The organism is Rhodococcus sp. S3 (assembly GCF_058211795.1).
Genome location: NZ_CM177074.1, coordinates 4,051,878 through 4,065,671, shown reverse-complemented (window position 1 = coordinate 4,065,671; position 13,794 = coordinate 4,051,878). Strand labels below are relative to the sequence as shown.

Here is a 13,794-nt window from a genome sequence, read left to right as displayed (position 1 = left end):
GGTACGATCCCCGGGCATGACAATTGCACACCGAATCCTTTCCGCCGCGGCTGCCGGGCTCATGGGTGTCGCCGTCGCCGTCACGGCACCGGGCGTGGCAGGCGCCCAGGAGCCGTGCCAGCTGAGCCGGTCGAACACCGGACCGAGGACGTGCGAGATGACGCAGCTGGCCACGCCTCCCGTGCTGACACTGGGCGACGGCATCTGCGCCGGCATCGTGCGCGCGGGTGGAACCGCCTTCGACGGCCCGCTCGACGAGTCCTACGCGATCTACTCGGTGGCGGGTGCCACCCACGGGATCGAACTGCGGATCACGCAGGGCTACTCGCTTCTCGGCGAGTGGACGCCGAGCATCCTGAACTGCGACGTCACCGTCGCTTTCGACTGGCACAACCTCGACACCGGTGCCCGCGGTACGGAGACCCGCTTCGTGCCGGCCTTCCACACGAGCACCCGGCCGTTGTTCATGCACGTGTTCCCCGGGCCGGGCCGCGTCGTCCTGACGATGCGTACCGAGCGACCGAGCATCCCGGTCACCACCGAGGTCTTCGTCCCCTGACGCACCGCGTGCGGCTCCGGGGAGTGTGATCGGATGCGCTCGCCGGAGCCGCACGTAGGGTGGTGCGCATGATCGAAGTGACCGGCTTGACCAAGACCTTCGGGTCCACGACCGCGGTCGACGACCTGACGTTCACGGTCCGTCCCGGCATCGTCACCGGCTTCCTCGGCCCCAACGGCGCGGGGAAGTCCACCACGATGCGCATGATCCTGGGGCTGGACCGGCCGACCTCGGGAACCGCACTGATCGAAGGGAAGCCGTACAGCGAGCTGACACGGCCGCTCACCACCGTCGGGGCGTTGCTCGACGCGAAGTGGGTGCATCCCAACCGGTCGGCGCGGTCGCATCTCGCCTGGCTGGCCGCGTCGAACGGTCTGCCCGCCTCGCGTGTCGACGAGGTTCTGCGCCAGGTGGGACTGACGGAGGTCGCGGGCAAGCGCGCCGGCGGCTTCTCGCTCGGCATGTCGCAGCGACTCGGTCTCGCCGCCGCACTGCTCGGCAACCCGCGCGTGCTGCTGTTCGACGAACCGGTCAACGGCCTCGACCCCGAGGGCATCGTGTGGATCCGGAGGTTCATGCAGGCGCTCGCCGCGGAAGGCCGCACGGTGCTCGTGTCCAGCCACCTGCTCTCGGAGATGGCGCAGACCGCCGAACATCTCATCGTCATCGGCCGTGGACGGCTCATCGCCGACACCTCGGTGAAGGCGTTCGTCGACCGCGCGTCCGACTCGTTCGTCGTCGTGCGCAGCCCGCAACTCGACGAGCTGCGCATCGCGCTCACCGAACGCGGGCACACCGTGCGGGAGGACGACGGTGCCCTGCACGTCTCGGGCGCTCCGGCGGCGGAGATCGGCGAACTCGCTGCGACCCGGTCGATCGTGCTGCACGAACTCGCGGGACGCAACGCGTCGCTCGAGGAAGCGTTCATGAAACTCACCGGTGGCGAGGTCGAATACCACGGATCCGGAGTCGACGACGTCATGAAGGGTGGACTGTGATGAGTACGGCGCTCGACACACTGCGGGCCGAACGGATCAAGCTCACGTCGGTGCAGTCACCGCTGTGGTGCACCCTCGTCATCGTCGCCCTCGGTCTGGGTCTGGCCGCGATCCTCGGGTCGGTCTCCCGCGCGTCGGCCGGGATGGACGACGAACTGGGACGGTTCTATCCGACCGTGGACGTCGCGGTCAGCGGCGTCACCGGCTTCGGTGTGCTGGTGCTCATGATCCTCGCGGCACTGTCGGTCACCAGCGAATACCGTTTCGGGGTCATCCGCACGACCTTCCAGGCCACCCCGAACCGCACCCTGCTCTTGACGATGAAGGCCCTGCTCATCGGTGTGCTGGGCGCGGTGCTGACACTCGCGGTCTCGTTCGGTGCCTTCTACCTCGCGAAGGCACTGGCCGGGCCCGACGCAGGTCGCGAACTCGTCCTCAGCGGCGGCACGGCGTGGCGCGCGGTCTACGGCACCGCGATCTACGCGTTCCTGTGCGTCTTCCTCGCGGTCGGTGTGGGCACGCTGTTGCGGCAGTCGGCCGGCACGATCGCGCTGCTGATGCTGTGGCCGCTGCTCCTCGAGTCGTTGTTCGCGTTGTTCGGTTCGGTGGGGCGCGAGATCCAGCCGTTCCTGCCGTTCGCGAACGCGAACAATTTCCTGGGCATCGGGCAGGGCATCGAATTCCATTGGGGTCCATGGGGTTCGCTCGTGTACTTCGCGGCCTTCTCGTTCCTGGTGTTCGCGGCCTCGCTCGTGGTGGTCAACCGCCGCGACGCCTGAGGTTCCGCCTCGGCACGCCCGAGGTACTGCTTCGACGCACTGTGCCGCACGGTTTCCCCGTGCGGCGCAGTGCTTTTTTGTACGCTCGGTCGATGGCGCGGGCGCAGACGAGATACGGCATGCGGGGAGCGGCGCTGATCGCCGCCGGTGTACTGCTGGCGGCGGGATGCTCGGAGGCGGAGGTGGAGGCGCCGCCCGTCGACCCGACGGCGCTCGCCGACGCCGTGCAGCTCGATGCCGTCATGACGCACCTGACGGAACTCGAACGGATCGCCGGTGAGAACGACGGAAACCGTTCGCTCGGGACCCCCGGCTACGACGCGAGCGTCGACTACGTCGCCGGAGCCCTGCGCGACGCCGGATTCGACGTGCAGACACCGGAGTTCGACACGACCCTGTTCACCGTCGAGAACGAGCAGCTCACCGTCGACGGGGAGTCGATGGGCGTGAGCGCACTCGGCATGTCGCCGTCGACGGGACCGGAGGGGCTCACCGCGCGTGTCGTGCGCATCGCCCCCGACGACACCCCCGGTTGCGAGGCCACCGACTACGACGGCATCGACGCGACCGGCGCGGTGGTGATCGTCGATCGCGGCGTGTGCACCTTCGCCGTCAAGGAGCAGGTCGCCGCCGAACGGGGAGCGGCCGCGCTGCTCGTCGCCAACAACGAGGACGGCCCGCTCGCGGCCGCCGGTCTCGGGGCGGAATCGAACCCCCGCATCCCGGTCGGTGGGGTGGCCGGGGCCGACGCCGAGCGTCTGTCCGCCGCGACCACCGTGACGGTGACACTCCAGACTCGCACCGAGGACCGGAAGTCGCGCAACGTGATCGCGCAGACGCGCACCGGTTCGACCGACGACGTGGTCGTCGTCGGCGCGCACCTCGACAGCGTCCCCGAAGGACCGGGGATCAACGACAACGGAACCGGCGTCGCCGCCGTCCTCGAGACCGCGCTGCAACTCGGCAGCGAGCCGGGCGTGACCAACGCCGTGCGGTTCGCGTTCTGGGGCGCCGAGGAGGTCGGACTGGTCGGCTCCACGAGGTACGTCGAGTCGCTGTCCGACGAGGAACGACTCGACATCGCCCTGTACCTGAACTTCGACATGCTCGGCTCGCCCAACGCCGGATATCTGGTGTTCGACGGCGACGACTCCGACGCGGTCGGTGAAGGACCCGGACCGGAGGGCTCGGCGGGTATCGAACGGACCTTCGCGCAGTTCTTCGACGAACGCGGAATCGAGGTCGGCGGAACGGATTTCGACGGCCGCTCCGATTACGGTCCGTTCGTCGCCTTCGGCATCCCCGCGGGCGGAGTGTTCACCGGCGCCGACGACGTCAAGACCCCCGAACAGGCCGACCTGTGGGGTGGCACCGCCGACCGGCCCTTCGACCCCAACTACCACACCCCCGAGGACACCCTGGCCGGCATCGACCGAGACGCGTTCGCCGCGGCGGCCGCCGCCGTCGCCTACGGCACGGCCGTCTACGCGAATTCGATCGACGGACCCGACGGGGTGCCCACCGGTGACCAGCGGGCCGAGGTGCGCGCCGAGTTCACCGAGTGAGAGCGGGCGCGGTCAGCGCTCGTGCAGGCGCCACAACGGGTTGACCGGGCCGTGGCCGTGACCGAGGTCGTAGGACCACTCGAGACACTTCGTGATCCATTCCTTCGCGAACTCGACGGCCTCGGGCACCGACCGGCCGTGCGCGAGGGCCGACGCGATCGCGGCCGCGAGCGTGTCGCCGCCGCCGTGGTCGTTACCGGTCTCGATGCGCGGCGTGCTGAACTCGAGGAAACGGTCGCCGTCGAACAGCAGGTCGGTGCTCTTCTCCGAGCTGCGCAGGTGACCGCCCTTGACGATCACCCACTGGGCGCCGAGCGCATGGAGCGCTTCGGCGGCGCGCCGTGCCGACGCGTCGTCGACGACGTCGATGCTCGTGATCAGCCGTACCTCGTCGAGATTCGGGGTGACGACGGTGGCGAGGGGGATGAGCACCCCGCGGATCGCGTCGAGCGCGTCGGAGTGCAGCAGCGGGTCGCCGTGCATCGAGGCGCAGACCGGGTCGACGACGAGCGGCACCTCCATGTCGCGGCCGATGCCCACCTCGGAGCACACCTGCGCGACGGCCTCGATGATCTGCGTGGAGGCGAGCATGCCCGTCTTCGCTGCGGACACCCCGATGTCCTCGACCACGCACCGCACCTGGTCGGCCACGGTCTCGGCGGGGATCTCATGGAATCCGCGGACGCCGACGGAGTTCTGGACGGTCACGGCGGCCACCGCGACGCATGCGTGCACACCGCACATCGCCATCGTGCGGGAGTCGGCCTGGATGCCGGCTCCGCCTCCGGAGTCGGTGCCGGCGATGGTGAGGGCTCGAACCGGGGTCTCGCCTCGAGGCGACAGGGGCAGAAGGTCCACGCGGACACCCTACCGAGGGTGTGTTCGATCACGGCCGGGCGGCGCTGAGGCGGGTGCACTTTGCGAAACACGACAGCGTTGCCGCCGGTGGCCGCCTCGGTGCTCTATAGTGGCATAGGTCACAGTTCGATCACGCAACACCCCCATTGGAGGCGCTCATGAACACGAGTTCGCCGGACCTCGCCGTGTCGGACAACGCCGACCAGAACCGGTTCGAACTGCGCCTCAACGGCGATCTCGTCGGCATCCTGGGGTACTACGACTTCGAACGCGCTCCGGCGCCGAACCCGCCGGTCGTCGACTTCATGCACACCGTGATCGTCGAGGATTTCGGCCATCGGGGTCTCGCGGCCGTCCTCGTCGGTGGTTCGCTCGATCTCGCGCGCAGCCGAGGTTGGCGGGTGCGACCGGTGTGCACCTATGTGCAGCGGTTCCTGTCGTCGCACGAGAACTACCGCGACGTCGTCGTGGCTCTCGAGCCGCCGCGCACGGAACCCCACCGCAAGGAGACCCGGCGCAAACAGCCGCAGCGCAAGGTGCCCGCCCGCAAGGCCTGATGCCTGCGCGGGCGGTTCACCCGATGCGGGACCTGCTCAGAGGTCGAGGTCGACGATGACCGGTGCGTGGTCGCTCGCGCCCTTGCCCTTGCGTTCGTTGCGGTCGATCTCGGCGCCCGTCACCCGTGCCGCGAAGGCCGGCGATCCGAGGGCGAAGTCGATCCGCATGCCCTGCTTCTTGGGGAAGCGCAGCTGGGTGTAGTCCCAGTAGGTGTAGACCCCGGGGCCGGGCGCGTACGGACGGACCACGTCGGTGTAGCCGACCTCGGCGAACGCGTGGAAGGCGTCGCGCTCGGGCTGCGAGGTGTGCGTCTTGCCCTCGAAGAACGCCGGATCCCACACGTCGTCGTCGGTGGGGGCGACGTTCCAGTCGCCGACCAGCGCGATGGGCTGCTCGGGCGCTGCGGTGGCCCAGGCGTGCGCGTCGGCGCGCAACTTGGCGAGCCAGTCGAGCTTGTAGGTGTAGTGCGGGTCGTTCAGATCGCGGCCGTTGGGGACGTACAGGCTCCACACGCGCACACCCGCGCACGTCGCGCCGATCGCCCGCGCTTCGAGCGCCGGATCGACCTCCGGGTCCTTGGAGAAACCGGGCTGGTCCTCGAAGCCGATCTGCACCTCGTCGAGGCCCACGCGCGACGCGATCGCCACACCGTTCCACTGGCTCAGTCCGACGTGCGCGACGCGGTAGCCGAGTTCCTCGAAGCGTTCGTACGGGAACTGCTCGTCCTTGCACTTGGTTTCCTGCATCGCGAGCACATCCGTGTCGGTTCGCTGCAACCAGTCGAGGATGCGGTCGGTACGGGCACGGACGGAGTTCACATTCCAGGTAGCAAGGCGCACACGCCCACTGTAGGCGACCTATCCGACGGGTTCGGAGGCGTACCGGTAGCGGTGGTGGTCGACGAAGCCGAGTTCGCGATACAGGGCGCGCGCCGCGGTGTTCGACTCCTCGACCTGCAGATATGCGTGGGTCGCGCCTTGCTCGCGTGCCCAGCGCAGCAGGGCGCCGCACACGAGTGTGCCGAGTCCGCGACGCCGGTGTTCGGGAGCGACCTCGACGGTCGACAGACCCACCCAGCGGCGTCGGTCCGGCGCGTCGGTGATCGCCGCGCGGCAGATCGCGAGGGGCGGCTGCCCGGGTGCTCCGATGCGGCCGAACCCGAGGATCCCCGCGGCCACCGAGCCGAGCACGTCCTGCGCGAGCAGCGGGTCGGCGTCGGCGCGGTGGAGCGACATCCAGTCGGCGTCCGGCCGGTCGGTGATCGTGACGGGGGAGGGCTCCGGCGGCAAGGGGACGTTCGCGAGGTCGGCGCCCATCACGAGTACCGGCTCCGAGGTCGGCCACCCCTCGGGGACCCGGGCGAGGCGATCGGGTACCAGCAGTCGCAGCGGCAGTCCGCGCGCCGCGAACCATTCGCGGAGCCGGGCGCGGACGGCCGGATCGGCGGGGTCGGCCACGGTGCCGCGTTCACCCAGCGGCGTCGCCGAATTGGCGCGCCGGGTGAAACCGTGCCCGGCGCGCACGAGCCAGCCGTCCACCCAGGCCGATTCGAGACCGGGCCACCCCGCGGCGGCGGCGTGCTCGAGCGCGCGGATCTCCGAGACGCGGATCGGCCGCGCCGCGATCGGCTTGAGCGCGACGACCGAGGTGGGGGACACCTGGACGACACGACCGTCGGCGGTGCGCACCGAGACCACCGGTTCGACGGAGACGAGTTCACCGATGACGTCGGTCATCGGGTGGCTGTAGCCGGCGGGCAGGCGGTACCGCAGCACCACCCGGGTGCCGAGGGGTACGGAGGGGGCCGGACGGTCGGTCGTCATCGACGGTTCGCCGGTCGCCTCGTCAGTCGTCCTCGTCGTCGTGGCCGAACGGGTCCTCCACCGAACCGGGGAGCCAGGTCAGACCCGGGACACCCCAGCCGGCACGCTTGATGGTCTTCTTCGCGGCGCGGGCGTTGCGCCCGATCAGGACGTCGACGTACAGGAAGCCGTCGAGGTGCCCGACCTCGTGCTGCAGCATGCGAGCGAAGAATCCGTGGCCCTCGATCTCGACGGGCTCACCGTTCTCGTCGGTACCGGTGACCTTCGCCCAGTCGGCGCGACCGGTGGGGAAGTTCTCGCCGGGCACGGACAGGCAGCCCTCGAGATCGTCCTCGGGGTCGGGCATCGTCTCGGGGATCTCCGAGGTCTCGAGGATCGGGTTGACGACGACGCCACGCCGGCGCGCGACCTTGCCGGACTCGTCGCGGTCGGGGCAGTCGTAGACGAACAGTCGCTTGTCGACACCGACCTGGTTGGCGGCGAGGCCGACGCCGTTGGCCGCGTCCATCGTCTCGAACATGTCGGCGATCAGCTGAGCGAGTTCGGCGGGTGACTCGGTCACCGGCCGGGTCGGGTTGTGCAGGACGGGGTCGCCGACGATGACGATGGGAAGAATGGCCATGGTGACACAGGATAATGGGATCGACTCGCGGCGTTCTCGAACCGGTATGTGTCCCCACCCCGTGATTGAATGACTTCCGCCGAGACGCAAGGACTCTTCGTCACGGTGTGATCCAGCCAGTCGAGGAGGGAAATGGACGGCGCAGCAGCGCACGGCAACGACCGGTCCGATCTCGTGTCCCCGCAGGGCGACGGCGCATCCGCGCAGGAGCCCACCGGCGACGAGGCGAACGGCCTGAGCCGTCGCGATCTCGACATCCTGGCGTTCGAACGGCAGTGGTGGAAGTACGCCGGGGCCAAGGAGGACGCCATCAAGGAACTCTTCGGTCTCTCCGCCACCCGCTACTACCAGGTGCTCAACGCCCTGGTGGATCGACCCGAGGCGCTCGCAGCCGATCCGATGCTGGTCAAGCGGCTTCGCCGGTTGCGCGCGAGCCGTCAGAAGGCGCGCGCCGCCCGCCGGCTCGGTTTCGACACGCGCTGATCCGGCGCGTGGGGGCCCGGCCGGCCGCGAAGTCGACACGCGAGGCCGGTCGGCAGCGCCGCGTGCATCCGGGCAACTATGGTCGAGGTCGTGAGCAGAACCCCCGAGAGCCCCAATCGCGCACCTGCATCCTCGGGACCGCCTCTGCGTGCGTTCGCAATGGTCCTGATCTCTCTGGGCATCCTGTTCGCCGGACTGGGTTTCGCCTCGCTCGGTGGCTCCGACGACTCGGCTCCCGCGGCCGCGCCCGCGACGACCACCACGGCGACGTCCGTGCCGTCCGTCGCATCGCCCGCCCCCCGGGCAGGTGGGGCTACCGCCTCACCGCCGGCCGCGGCGGCTACCACCACCTCCGGACCGGCGACGCCGGCTCCTGCACTCCCTACGGAGACCGGAACATCGCTCGCCGCGTCCGCCGGCACCTCCGCCGTCGCCTCGGCACCCGTCCGGGTGTTCAACAACTCCGAGGTCTCCGGTCTCGCCGCGCAGACCGCGAGTTTCCTCGAGGACGAGGGCTTCACGGTCAGCGAGACCGGGAACTACAGCGAAGGTCTGCTCACCCGGACCTCGGTGTTCTACGGGACGTCGCCGGGCGAACAGCAGACCGCGACGGCCGTCGCCGAAGCTCTCGGTGTCTCCGCCCAGCCTCGCTTCGAGGGCATCCGCGACGCGCCTCCCGGTGTGATCGTCATCGTCACCTCCGGCTGACGCGGGACGGTCTTCGGTCCGCCACCGGGGAGCCGGCCGAGTGACCCGGTTATGATCGGGTGACTTTTCGGCACTTCGAAGGAGCGGTTTGATGGTCTCCAGTTCCACCCGTCGCATGTCCTGGCGTGCTCTGGCCCCGATCGTCGCGATCGCCGCGGTGGGCCTGACTGCGTGCTCGAACGGCGAGGAGCCGACCGACGTGCCGGGCACCACTCCGCCGGTGTGGACGGGATCACCCGCGCCGGCCTCCGAGGATCACGGCGACGACCACAGCACCGAGACCGGAACCGCGGCGACGACCGGTGGTGCTTCCCCCGCCGCTTCCGCCGCTGCGCTCACCGCGGAGCTGACCACGGCCGACGGCCGGCCCGCCGGCACGGTCTCGTTCGCGGAGAACGACGGCGAGGTCGACGTGACCGTCGAGGTCGAGGGACTCGAGCCCGGATACCACGGTGTCCACGTCCACGAATTCGGCCGGTGCGAGGCACAGTCCACCGCGCCCGCCGGCGGCGAGCCCGGTGCATTCCTCTCCGCGGGCGCACACCTGCAGGTCGCCGGCAACACCTCGGTCCCCGAGAGCGGCGACCTGGTCTCGCTCGTCGTCCACGAGGACGGCACTGCCACCGCGACGGTCACCACCTCCCAGTTCACGCTCGAGGACCTGCAGGGCGAGGATGGCACCTCGGTGATCGTGCACGAGGACAACCTCGGTGCGCGACTCGCCTGCGGCGTGGTCGAGTGACCCAGCCCATCCGGTGAGTCCTCGTCGGCTCACGAGCGGGCGAGCACGTCCGTAATTCCCGACACAGGGCCCCGCAGACGGATCTCCGTCCGCGGGGCCCTGTGGTTGGATCGGGGTCGTGGCAGTCGCGTTTCCGGGTTCACCCCGCCCCACCCTCGGCGTGGAGTGGGAGATCGCTCTGGTGGACAAGACCACCCGCGATCTCTCGAACAGCGCGGCGGTCGTCTTCGACAGGGTGAAGGAGATCGCGGGGGAGACCCCGCGGTTGACCAAGGAGTTCCTGCGCAACACCGTCGAACTCGTCACCGGCGTCCACGACACGGTCGCCGAGGCGGTCGACGACCTGTCCGAGTCGCTGTCGCTGCTGCGACGTGCCGCCGACCCGAACGGCGTGGACCTGATGTGCGCCGGTACCCACCCGTTCGCGCAGTGGACCGACCAGACCGTCACGCCTTCCCCGGACTACGACGAGATGATCAACCGTACCCGCTGGTGGGGACGGCAGATGCTCATCTGGGGAGTGCACGTCCATGTGGGGATCTCTTCGGCGGAGAAGGTCATCCCGATCCTCAACGCCATGCTCGTGAAGTATCCCCACATGCTCGCGTTGTCGGCCTCGTCGCCGATCTGGGCGGGCTACGACACGGGCTACGCGAGCAACCGCGCGCTGATGTTCCAGCAGTTGCCGACCGCCGGTCTGCCCTACCACTTCGCCGACTGGCCGCAGTACGCGGAGTTCATCGCCGACCAGCTCGAGTCCGGAGTCATCAGCCACCCCGGGGGCATGCACTGGGACATCCGGCCGGCGCCGAAATGGGGCACCCTCGAGGTCCGGGTCTTCGACGGCATCACCAACCGCGCGGAACTGGCCGCCCTCGTCGCGTTCGTGCATTCGCTCGTCGTCTACTTCGACGAATGTCTCGAACGGGGCGAGGAACTGCCCGTGCTGCAGCCGTGGCACGTCAAGGAGAACAAGTGGCGTGCGGCGCGTTACGGACTCGACGCGGAGGTCATTCTCGATCCTGTGTGCACCGAGCGGCTGGTCACCGACGACCTGAACGATCTGCTCGAGCAGATCATGCCCACCGCGGTGCGGCTCGGCTGCGCCGACGAACTCGCGCGGGTCGCGGACATCCCGGTGCGGGGAGCGTCCTATCAGCGTCAGCGGCGGCTCGCGGAACGGACGGACGGCGATCTCGTCGCGGTGGTGGACTCGCTCGTGCAGGAACTGAAGGAGTGATCGGCCGAGGACGTCCCGGCCGTCAGGCCCTCATCGGTTGTCAGGCACTGCCGGGAGCGTCCTCGTCGAGCAGACCGTCGCGACCGAGCTGCTCCCGGTAGGCGACGCGGCCGACCCGGTGGGCGATCACGGGGGCGGTGAGCACCATGAACATGCCCGCCAGGGCCATCATCCAGATGTCGACCGAACTACGCAGGATGATCATGGAACCGCCCAGCACGAACAACAGACCCACCACCTGGGGCTTCGTGGCAGGGTGCATGCGCGACAGGGTGTCGCGGAAACGCACCACGCCGATCGCGGCGGTCAGCGAGATGACCGCCCCGATGAGGATCAGGATGTGGGCGAAGGTGTCGATGATCGTCGTCATCCTTCGTCACGCACCCGGAATCGAGCCACGGACACCGATCCGATGAAGCCGACCAGGGCCAGCGCCACGGTGGCGGGCAGCACCGATGTGTCGCGTGTGTACACCGCCCAGATCGCGATGCCGCAGATGCCGAGCGCGAGCAGGGCATCCACGCCGACGAGCCGGTCGAGGGAGTTGGGACCCGCGATCACGCGGTAGGTGATCAGGACCGCGGAGACGAACAACAGTGCCCCCGCGATCGCCAGTGTCACGGTCACGTCAGTTCCTCCGTTCCGCTGCGCCAGGGGCTGGCCTGCCATTCCGACTCGCGTTCGAACGTCCGGATGAGGAGGCGCTCGATGAGGCGGGCGGAACGGTAGAAGTCGGCCACGGCCTTGTCGGTACTCACGTCGAGGACGTGCACGTACATGATCCGCCGCACCTGGTCGATCTCGAGCACCATGGTGCCCGGGATGTTGTTCATGATGTCCGTCCACAGTGTCAGCACCAGGTCGGACTTGATGGTGAGCCGGCAGCGCAGCACGCCGGTGACCGGCGGCGGGGAAGGCCGGATCGCGAGCCACGCCACGTTGATCGTCGAGCGGATGGTCTCGCCGAAGATCACCGCACCGAGTCGCATCGCAGACCACACGTGCAGGCGACCTTCGACGGGCACACGCGGCAGCGGCAGCACGAACATGACGACGAGCGAGACGGCCATGCCGCCGAGAATGTTGGCGATGCTGAAGGTGCCCCACAGCAGCACCCACACCAGGGTCGTCCATCCCAGAACGAACAATCGCAGGACATTGGCACGTTTCATCATTCCTGCTCACCCCCCAGCACGGCCTCGATGTACACCGTGCGGTCGCGCAGGTTCTCCGCGGCACGGTTGCTGATGTCGAGCAGGGGACCGGCGAAGACCGTCAACGACACACCGATCGCCACGAGCCAGACCGTGGGGACGAGCATCGCCGCCGGCATCCGGCCGACGTCCGGGCGTTCCTCGAAGGAGATGTCGGTGGCGGATTCGTCGATCAGCGCCGAGGGACCGATGTCGGCGAGGTCGCCTTCGGGGGCGTCGGCGCGTGCCCGCCAGAATGCCTTCGTCCAGATACGCGCCACGACGTACAGCGTCAGGAGGCTGGTCAGGACACCACCGGCGACGAGGACCCAGGCGAGGACCGAACCGTCCTCCGCGCCGGCCTGCAGCAGGGCGACCTTGCCGATGAACCCGGAGAACGGCGGGATACCGCCCAGGTTGAGCGCCGGGATGAGGAACAGGACCGCCAGCAGCGGGGACATGAGCGCGAGGCTGCCGAGGCGTCGCAGCGAGGCCGACCCGGCCTGGCGTTCGATGAGACCCACCACGAGGAACAGGGTGGTCTGCACGAGGATGTGGTGGCCGACGTAGTAGACGGCGCCCGCGAGACCGGTCTGCGACGACAACGCGACGCCGAAGATCATGTAGCCGATGTGGCTGACGAGCGTGAACGACAGCAGACGCTTGATGTCGTTCTGCGCGATCGCGCCGAGGATGCCGATGATCATCGTGAGCAGACCTGCGACGAGAAGGACGTCGTCGAGTTCGCCGCCCGGGAACAGCAGGGTGTGCGCCCGGATGATCGCGTACACACCGACCTTGGTCAGCAGGCCGGCGAAGACGGCCGTGACCGGCGCGGGCGCGGTGGGGTAGGAGTCGGGAAGCCACGACGACAGCGGGAAGACCGCGGCCTTGATACCGAAGGCCACGAGCAGCACACCGAAGATCGCGGCCCGGGTGCCCGGTGAGATCTCGTCCATCCGCAGTGCCATCTGGGCGAGGTTCAAGGTGCCCGTGGCGGCGTAGGCGAAGGCGATGCCCACGAGGAAGACCAGCGAGGACACCATCGAGACCATGACGTACGAGACGCCCGCGCGGACGCGGTCGGCGCTCGCGCCCAGGGTCAGCAGGACGAACGAGGCGGCGAGGAGCACCTCGAAGCCGACGAAGAGGTTGAACAGGTCGCCCGCGAGGAAGGCGATGTTGACGCCCGCGGTGAGCGCGAGATAGGTCGGCAGGAAGATCGAGACGGGCTGCTGCTCGTTGCCGTCGTGGATACCCTGACCGACCGCGTACAGCATCACCGACAGGAGCACGATCGCCGAGACGACCAGCATCAACGCCGACAATCGGTCGACGACCAGCGAGATGCCGATCGGCGCCTCCCACCCACCGATCTGCAGTACCGCGATGCCGTCGGCGTCTGCGTAGTACAGCAGCGCCCCACACACGACGAGCGAGGCGACCAGCGCGAAGACGGTGATCCACCGCTGAATGCGCGGACGGCGGCCGACGATCAGGGTCGCGGCTGCGGCGAGCAACGGGATGAGGACGGGGAGGGGAACGAGGTTCGCGACGCTCAGGTTCATCGGCGATCCTCCTTCCCGTTCTTCTCGTCGTCTCCGGTCCGCTCGCCCTCGGCAGGGTCGGGGGCCTCGGGGTCGGGATCGTCCGCACGGACGGCCTC

Annotated in this window: 17 protein-coding genes; 9 read left to right on the top strand and 8 right to left on the bottom strand. The window is 69.0% G+C overall.

Translation table 11 applies throughout. From position 1 onward, the window contains the following. The first annotated feature begins 16 nt into the window (after positions 1 to 16). The 4 genes from AC0LPE_RS18865 (at position 17) to AC0LPE_RS18850 (ending at position 3,901) form a co-directional block, all read left to right on the top strand. Complete coding sequence (locus tag AC0LPE_RS18865) at positions 17 to 559, top strand: hypothetical protein (RefSeq protein ID WP_237451317.1); 543 nt, start codon at positions 17 to 19, stop codon at positions 557 to 559. A 68-nt stretch (positions 560 to 627) separates the two neighbouring features. After that, a complete protein-coding gene (locus tag AC0LPE_RS18860; RefSeq protein WP_159417677.1) occupies positions 628 to 1,557 on the top strand; it encodes an ABC transporter ATP-binding protein in 930 nt (309 codons plus the stop codon). Then, the gene (locus tag AC0LPE_RS18855) at positions 1,557 to 2,336 is read left to right on the top strand and encodes an ABC transporter permease (protein ID WP_490604969.1); all 780 of its coding nucleotides are present in this window, start codon (positions 1,557 to 1,559) and stop codon (positions 2,334 to 2,336) included. Before AC0LPE_RS18860 ends, AC0LPE_RS18855 begins: the two co-directional genes overlap by 1 nt. Before the next feature lie 92 nt (positions 2,337 to 2,428). Beyond that, positions 2,429 to 3,901, top strand: coding sequence for a M20/M25/M40 family metallo-hydrolase (locus AC0LPE_RS18850; RefSeq protein ID WP_237451318.1), 1,473 nt, complete (start codon positions 2,429 to 2,431; stop codon positions 3,899 to 3,901). A 12-nt stretch (positions 3,902 to 3,913) separates the two neighbouring features. On the opposite strand, the gene thiD is transcribed toward AC0LPE_RS18850, so the two are convergent. Next, entirely contained in the window at positions 3,914 to 4,759 is an 846-nt protein-coding gene (gene thiD / locus AC0LPE_RS18845; protein ID WP_120280161.1) for a bifunctional hydroxymethylpyrimidine kinase/phosphomethylpyrimidine kinase, read from the bottom strand. 158 nt (positions 4,760 to 4,917) lie between these two features. Between thiD and AC0LPE_RS18840 the strand changes: the two genes are divergently transcribed. After that, positions 4,918 to 5,316: a GNAT family N-acetyltransferase gene (locus AC0LPE_RS18840; protein ID WP_490604968.1), complete on the top strand. Its 399-nt coding sequence runs from the start codon at positions 4,918 to 4,920 to the stop codon at positions 5,314 to 5,316. Positions 5,317 to 5,352: 36 nt separating this feature from the next. Here the strand turns inward: AC0LPE_RS18840 and AC0LPE_RS18835 are convergent, their stop codons facing one another. Genes AC0LPE_RS18835 through AC0LPE_RS18825 form a run of 3 tightly spaced genes read right to left on the bottom strand, consistent with a single transcriptional unit; the run spans position 5,353 to position 7,762 of the window. Then, positions 5,353 to 6,156 carry an exodeoxyribonuclease III gene (locus AC0LPE_RS18835; RefSeq protein WP_490604967.1) on the bottom strand — a complete coding sequence of 268 codons (804 nt, stop codon included), beginning with the start codon at positions 6,154 to 6,156 and terminating at the stop codon, positions 5,353 to 5,355. 18 nt (positions 6,157 to 6,174) lie between these two features. Then, positions 6,175 to 7,140, bottom strand: a complete 966-nt coding sequence (locus AC0LPE_RS18830; RefSeq protein ID WP_490604966.1) for an N-acetylglutamate synthase, CG3035 family — start codon at positions 7,138 to 7,140, stop codon at positions 6,175 to 6,177. A 22-nt stretch (positions 7,141 to 7,162) separates the two neighbouring features. Continuing rightward, on the bottom strand, positions 7,163 to 7,762 hold the full coding sequence (locus AC0LPE_RS18825) for a peptide deformylase (RefSeq protein ID WP_120280157.1): 600 nt from the start codon (positions 7,760 to 7,762) through the stop codon (positions 7,163 to 7,165). 132 nt (positions 7,763 to 7,894) lie between these two features. On the opposite strand from AC0LPE_RS18825, the gene napA reads away from it, so the two are divergent. From napA to AC0LPE_RS18805, 4 genes are all read left to right on the top strand, one after another. Further along, positions 7,895 to 8,245, top strand: a complete 351-nt coding sequence (gene napA, locus AC0LPE_RS18820; RefSeq protein ID WP_016691601.1) for a nucleoid-associated protein NapA — start codon at positions 7,895 to 7,897, stop codon at positions 8,243 to 8,245. A 78-nt stretch (positions 8,246 to 8,323) separates the two neighbouring features. Then, the gene (locus AC0LPE_RS18815) at positions 8,324 to 8,953 is read left to right on the top strand and encodes a LytR C-terminal domain-containing protein (RefSeq protein ID WP_241387617.1); all 630 of its coding nucleotides are present in this window, start codon (positions 8,324 to 8,326) and stop codon (positions 8,951 to 8,953) included. Positions 8,954 to 9,044: 91 nt separating this feature from the next. Next, entirely contained in the window at positions 9,045 to 9,695 is a 651-nt protein-coding gene (locus tag AC0LPE_RS18810; protein ID WP_490604965.1) for a superoxide dismutase family protein, read from the top strand. A 118-nt stretch (positions 9,696 to 9,813) separates the two neighbouring features. Further along, entirely contained in the window at positions 9,814 to 10,935 is a 1,122-nt protein-coding gene (locus AC0LPE_RS18805) for a glutamate--cysteine ligase (protein ID WP_490604964.1), read from the top strand. Between the two features lie 40 nt (positions 10,936 to 10,975). Here the strand turns inward: AC0LPE_RS18805 and mnhG are convergent, their stop codons facing one another. From mnhG to AC0LPE_RS18785, 4 genes are read right to left on the bottom strand one after another with little or no spacing between them, the layout of a single operon-like run. After that, complete coding sequence (mnhG, locus tag AC0LPE_RS18800) at positions 10,976 to 11,305, bottom strand: monovalent cation/H(+) antiporter subunit G (protein ID WP_160876683.1); 330 nt, start codon at positions 11,303 to 11,305, stop codon at positions 10,976 to 10,978. Further along, positions 11,302 to 11,562, bottom strand: a complete 261-nt coding sequence (locus tag AC0LPE_RS18795; RefSeq protein WP_060650582.1) for a monovalent cation/H+ antiporter complex subunit F — start codon at positions 11,560 to 11,562, stop codon at positions 11,302 to 11,304. The genes mnhG and AC0LPE_RS18795 overlap by 4 nt, the downstream gene beginning before the upstream one ends. Next, the gene (locus tag AC0LPE_RS18790) at positions 11,559 to 12,107 is read right to left on the bottom strand and encodes a Na+/H+ antiporter subunit E (RefSeq protein ID WP_120280152.1); all 549 of its coding nucleotides are present in this window, start codon (positions 12,105 to 12,107) and stop codon (positions 11,559 to 11,561) included. Before AC0LPE_RS18790 ends, AC0LPE_RS18795 begins: the two co-directional genes overlap by 4 nt. Further along, a complete protein-coding gene (locus tag AC0LPE_RS18785) occupies positions 12,107 to 13,696 on the bottom strand; it encodes a Na+/H+ antiporter subunit D (RefSeq protein WP_490604963.1) in 1,590 nt (529 codons plus the stop codon). Before AC0LPE_RS18785 ends, AC0LPE_RS18790 begins: the two co-directional genes overlap by 1 nt. Positions 13,697 to 13,794 lie beyond the last annotated feature (98 nt).

Bases quoted from the DNA above. Each gene is read 5' to 3' on its own strand.
- AC0LPE_RS18865 (WP_237451317.1), top strand. From the start codon at position 17: ATGACAATTGCACACCGAATCCTTTCCGCCGCGGCTGCCGGGCTCATG.
- AC0LPE_RS18860 (WP_159417677.1), top strand. From the start codon at position 628: ATGATCGAAGTGACCGGCTTGACCAAGACCTTCGGGTCCACGACCGCG.
- AC0LPE_RS18855 (WP_490604969.1), top strand. From the start codon at position 1,557: ATGAGTACGGCGCTCGACACACTGCGGGCCGAACGGATCAAGCTCACG.
- AC0LPE_RS18850 (WP_237451318.1), top strand. From the start codon at position 2,429: ATGGCGCGGGCGCAGACGAGATACGGCATGCGGGGAGCGGCGCTGATC.
- AC0LPE_RS18840 (WP_490604968.1), top strand. From the start codon at position 4,918: ATGAACACGAGTTCGCCGGACCTCGCCGTGTCGGACAACGCCGACCAG.
- AC0LPE_RS18830 (WP_490604966.1), bottom strand. From the start codon at position 7,140: ATGACGACCGACCGTCCGGCCCCCTCCGTACCCCTCGGCACCCGGGTG.
- AC0LPE_RS18825 (WP_120280157.1), bottom strand. From the start codon at position 7,762: ATGGCCATTCTTCCCATCGTCATCGTCGGCGACCCCGTCCTGCACAAC.
- napA (WP_016691601.1), top strand. From the start codon at position 7,895: ATGGACGGCGCAGCAGCGCACGGCAACGACCGGTCCGATCTCGTGTCC.
- AC0LPE_RS18815 (WP_241387617.1), top strand. From the start codon at position 8,324: ATGGTCGAGGTCGTGAGCAGAACCCCCGAGAGCCCCAATCGCGCACCT.
- AC0LPE_RS18810 (WP_490604965.1), top strand. From the start codon at position 9,045: ATGGTCTCCAGTTCCACCCGTCGCATGTCCTGGCGTGCTCTGGCCCCG.
- mnhG (WP_160876683.1), bottom strand. From the start codon at position 11,305: ATGACGACGATCATCGACACCTTCGCCCACATCCTGATCCTCATCGGG.
- AC0LPE_RS18790 (WP_120280152.1), bottom strand. From the start codon at position 12,107: ATGAAACGTGCCAATGTCCTGCGATTGTTCGTTCTGGGATGGACGACC.
- AC0LPE_RS18785 (WP_490604963.1), bottom strand. From the start codon at position 13,696: ATGAACCTGAGCGTCGCGAACCTCGTTCCCCTCCCCGTCCTCATCCCG.